Genomic DNA, 4548 nt, shown 5'->3' with positions numbered 1-4548 from the left:
GTCCGCGCTCGCGACGCCGCGGGCCGCGCTCGCGACGATCTCGTGGGCCGTCCGGAACGGCAGTCCGTTCGCGGCCAACAGGTCGGCGACGCCGGTGGCCGTCGAGAACCCGGCGCCGGCCTCGGCGGCCAGCGCGTCCTCGTCCCAGTCGGCGGTCCCGACCGCGCCGGCCGCGACGCCGGTCGCCTCGGTCACCGCGTCGACCGTCTCCCAGGCGTGAGGGGTCCCACGCTGCAGGTCGCGGTTGTACGCGCGGGGAAGTCCCTTGAGGATCGTCGTCAGCCCCTGTACGCCCGCCGCGGCGTCGCCCGCGACCGCGCGGACGAGCTCCAACGTGTCGGGGTTCTTCTTCTGGGGCATGATCGACGACGTCGAGGAGTACTCGTCCGCGAGGTCGACGAAGCCGCGGTTCGCGAAGAGGATCAGGTCCTCGGCGAGCCCCGACAGCGTCACGGCGAGCGTCGAGCACGCCTGGACGGTCTCCAGCAGAAAGTCCCGACCGGCCGCGGCGTCGGTGGCGTTCTCGATCACGCCGTCGAAGCCGCAGAGCTCGGCGGTCCGCTCGCGGTCGATCTCGAACGGGGTACCGGCGAACGCGGCGGCGCCCAGCGGCGACCGGTTCACCCTGGCGTAGGCCTCCAACAGCCGCGCCGTATCCCGCCCCAGCGCCTCCTCGTAGGAGAGCGCCCAGTGGGCCACGGTCGTGGGCTGGGCGGGCTGCAGGTGGGTGTAGCCGGGCGCGATCGTCTCGTCGTGGGCGTCGGCGACGTCGGCGAGCGACTCGCGGAGGTCGAGCGTCGCCTCGACCGCCGCGAGCAGGTCCTCGCGCAGCCGGTAGCGGATGCAGGCTGCCACCTCGTCGTTGCGAGAGCGGGCGGTGTGCATCCGGCCGCCTTCGGGTCCGATCCGGTCGATCACCGCGGTCTCGATCGCCTCGTGGACGTCCTCGCCCTCCTCGAGGGTTCCGTGGCCCTCGACTTCGATGGCGTCGAGCGCGGTCAGGATCGCGCCCGCGGTGTCGTCGTCGACGATTCCGCGCTCGGCGAGCATCACCACGTGCGCGCGATCCACCGCGAGATCGGCCTCGAAGATGCGCTCGTCGGCCGCCAGCGAGGAGAGGAACTCGCGCGCGGGGCCGCCGCTGAAGCGGTCGCGACGGATCGCGCTCCCCGCGTCCTCTCCGGTCATCGTCAGGCCTCGTCTTCGCCGCCGTCGGTCGCGAGTTCGGGGGAGCCGCTCTCGTCGTCGGCGAGCTTATCGATCGCGCCCTTCGCCAGCCGGCGCTGGAAGCCGTGGTACTTCGCGACGCCGGTGGCGTCCTCCTGGGCGATGTCGCCGACGGACTCCGTGTCGAAGGAGGCCGCGGAGGCGGAGTACGCCGCGTACTCGCTCTCGCGGCCCACGGCGCGCGCCTGGCCGCCCTCGAACTTGATCGTCACCGTGCCCGTCACGCGCGACTGCGTTTTGTCGATGAACCCCTCCAGGGCGGTCACGAGCGGCGCGTCGATCAGCCCCTCGTAGGCCTTCTCGGCCCACTGCTGGTCGATCAGTTTCTTGAACGAGCGCTCCTCCTGGGTCAGCACGAGCGCCTCGAGCGCCTCGTGAGCAGACAGCAGCGTCGTCGCGGCGGGATGCTCGTAGTTCTCGCGAACTTTGAGCCCGAGCATCCGGTCTTCCATCACGTCCGAGCGGCCGACGCCGTGAGCGCCGGCGACCTCGTTGAGCGTCTCGATCAGTTCGACGGGATCCAGCGCCTCCCCGGCGTCGGACGCGGACGCGCCCGCCTGGCTCTCGGAAGCGTCGCTCCCGAGAACGTCGAGCGAGACGGGGTAGCCCTCCTCGAAGCCGATCTCGACGAACTCGGTCTCGCCGGTCGGCTCGCTCGTCCACTCGTAGATTTCCTCGCCGGGGACGTAGCCGGGCTCTTCCAGCTCGTTGCCCTCGACCGCCCGCGACCAGAGGTTGGTGTCGATCGACCAGTCGCCCTCGTTGCCGCCCTGGACGGGAAGGTCCTTTTCGGCGGCGTACTCCTTCTCCCACTCGCGCGTGAGCGCGAGTTCGCGCACGGGGGCGATCACCTCCATGTCCGAGTCGCGCCAGACGGCCTCGAAGCGCAGCTGGTCGTTGCCCTTCCCGGTACAGCCGTGGGCGAGCCCCTCGCAATCGTGCTCGGCCGCGACCTCCAGGATCTTCGCGGCGATGATCGGCCGCGCGAGCGCCGTGCCCAGGGGGTACCCCTGGTAGGTCGCGTTCGCGCGGACGGCCTCCAGGCAGAGCGCCGCGAACTCGGCCCTGGCGTCGACGACGTAATGTTCGAGGCCGAGCGCCTCGGCGGTTTCTTCGGCCTCGGCGAACTCGCTTTTCGGTTGGCCGACGTCGACGGTGACGCCGATCACTTCGTCGTATCCGTACTCCTCCTCGAGCAGCGGCACGCAGACGGTGGTGTCCAGCCCGCCCGAGAACGCGAGTGCAACGCGTGTCATGTCGTGGTCGAACGGAACGGGTCGACGGTATTAAATTCAGCGATTGCTGTTTTGGAAATTAATTGGAGAGTGCACGCTAACGGGGAAATGATTGTTCGAGCTGAGACTGACGCTCGGGATAAAGCATCAACCGGGGACAGGGGGTGAAAGTATGTGTGGGCCTAACGGCCCGGTCGTCGCGCTCGCGGCGTTCGAGTCGCGACGCTGTCGAGGGGGGCGGCCTCGAGCGGCGTCGCGGGACTCATCGGATAACACAGGTAGCGCGTCACAACTATTAAAACCTCCCGGTGGGGCAAAACTTGACTCGGCGACCGCCCCCTCGACTCGTCGGTCCGCGTCGTGTCGACCGCCGGTCTTCGCCGCGTCATCCGGCCACAGTCCTCGCCTCGTCGACCGCCGGTCTTCGCCGCGTCATCCGGCCACAGTCCTCGCCTCGTCGACCGCCGGTCCTCCCGTCCTCAGGCGGTGTCGGCCTCGCGCTCCTCGTCGGGCAGCGCGAGCACGTTCTCCCGGCCCACCCGGAAGACCTCGATTTCGCCGTTCTCGCGGAGTCGGCCGACGACCTGGCTGGTCTTCGCCTCGGTCCACCCAAGTTCGGCGACCACCGCTTGCTGTTTCATCCGACCGGCGTTGTCCGCGAGCAGGGCGAGGACGCGCTCCTCGTTGCTCAAGAGCTCCGTCGGCGGCGACTCGAAGACCGCCGTCGAATCGCCACCGTCGTCCGTCTCGGCGGGCGGGTCGTCTTCGGGCCGGACGAGCCACCACGCGGCAATCGCGCCGATCACGAGCAGGAACGCCGCGCCGAACACGACGCCCAGCATCGGCACGCCGCCGTCGCCGACGGGCGACGCTCCCTGACGAGATTCGCCCTCCCGGAGCAGCTGCAGCCGCGGTTCGCCGTCGACGAAGTCGGTGTCCGCGCCCCGCCACCCGACGATCGGACGCTCCGCGCGGGGCTCGTCGGGTTCGGGTTCGACGCCCTGAAGTTCGTAGTCCTCCGGCCAGGCGATCCAGAGTTCCGTCCCTTCGTCCAGGACGTAGCCGTCGAGCGCGTCGCCGACGACGAGGCGGGCCGGCTCCACCGCCGCGAAGCCGGACCACCGGAACGTGAACTCGACCTCGCCCAGTTCCCGCGGCGTCGTCCGTTCGCCGGTACCGACCGAGAACGACGAGACGTTCATCTCCCGATCCGTCGCGTTTCGCGCCGCCTCGAGCGTCCCGTTCCACCGCTCGGTCTCGGCGGCGACGTACGCGTCCTGGCGTTCGTCGATGTCCGCTCGCAGGTCCGCCCACGCCGCCGCCGACTCGTTGCCTTCGATGCGATACCGATAGACGACGGTGACCGTCGCGGACCCGTTCTCGCTCACGTCGAACGTCGTCTTGACGCCGTCGAACCCTTCGAGGGGCTCCCCGTCCGTCGCGTTCGATTCTCCGCCGTTCGAGGCGTTCTCGTCGTCCTCTTCGGACTCGTCGTGCTCGTCCCGCGTCGCGTCCGCGAGGCGATCCGCGTCGAACGATCGATGGTCCGCGGTCAGCGACGGCCCGTCCGCGGCCAGCGACGAACCGTCCGCTGTCGCACCGTGGGTACCGGGGCCGTCGATACCGGTCGCCGCGACGGCGGACCCGAGGCTACCGACGCCCACCACGAGCGCAGCCACCAAGACTCCACAGAGCACCACCCGCGCCGCGCGGGCCGGCCGTCCGGCCATTACCTGTCCCTGATAACCCCCGCCCATTAGACCTTTCTGCTCCGGACGGGAGGTTTTTTGTTCCGGTCGTCCCTATCACCGAACATGAACGTCGACAGCGGCGCGATGGATGTCGAGATGCTCCTGAAGCTGGTCCTCGGGCTGATCGCGATCCTGCTCGTCCTCGAGATCGTGGGGACCCTGTTCGGCTGGATCGTCGGAATCTTGACGCCGCTGATCGCGCTCGCCATCGCGCTGGTGATCGTGCTCTGGCTGCTCGACGCGATCTGAGCGGCGGGGACGACTCGTTCTCCGACGGGAGCAGTACACGTGGCGGGGACGACTCGTTCTCCGACGGGAGCAGTACACGTGGCGGG

General features: G+C 69.6%; 4 protein-coding genes. 1 reads left to right on the top strand and 3 read right to left on the bottom strand.

Annotated elements, in window-relative coordinates:
• The 3 genes from argH to QZT59_RS07510 form a co-directional block, all read right to left on the bottom strand.
• Window positions 1-1188 (bottom strand): argininosuccinate lyase (gene argH / locus QZT59_RS07520; RefSeq protein ID WP_290813647.1); only part of this gene is annotated, 1188 nt, incomplete at its 3' end.
• 2 nt (window positions 1189-1190) lie between these two features.
• A complete protein-coding gene (locus tag QZT59_RS07515) occupies window positions 1191-2483 on the bottom strand; it encodes an argininosuccinate synthase (protein ID WP_290813644.1) in 1293 nt (430 codons plus the stop codon).
• A 458-nt stretch (window positions 2484-2941) separates the two neighbouring features.
• The gene (locus tag QZT59_RS07510) at window positions 2942-4192 is read right to left on the bottom strand and encodes a hypothetical protein (protein ID WP_290813641.1); all 1251 of its coding nucleotides are present in this window, start codon (window positions 4190-4192) and stop codon (window positions 2942-2944) included.
• An 84-nt stretch (window positions 4193-4276) separates the two neighbouring features.
• On the opposite strand from QZT59_RS07510, the gene QZT59_RS07505 reads away from it, so the two are divergent.
• On the top strand, window positions 4277-4462 hold the full coding sequence (locus QZT59_RS07505) for a hypothetical protein (protein WP_290813638.1): 186 nt from the start codon (window positions 4277-4279) through the stop codon (window positions 4460-4462).
• Window positions 4463-4548 lie beyond the last annotated feature (86 nt).

This window comes from Halovivax sp., assembly GCA_007119345.1.
Classification (GTDB): domain Archaea; phylum Halobacteriota; class Halobacteria; order Halobacteriales; family Natrialbaceae; genus Halovivax.
This window is presented reverse-complemented; position numbering and strand designations above follow the sequence as displayed.

Excerpts from the sequence above, each read along its gene's own strand:
- QZT59_RS07510 (WP_290813641.1), bottom strand. The coding sequence starts at position 4,192 with ATGGCCGGACGGCCGGCCCGCGCGGCGCGGGTGGTGCTCTGTGGAGTC.
- QZT59_RS07505 (WP_290813638.1), top strand. The coding sequence starts at position 4,277 with ATGAACGTCGACAGCGGCGCGATGGATGTCGAGATGCTCCTGAAGCTG.
- QZT59_RS07515 (WP_290813644.1), bottom strand. The coding sequence starts at position 2,483 with ATGACACGCGTTGCACTCGCGTTCTCGGGCGGGCTGGACACCACCGTC.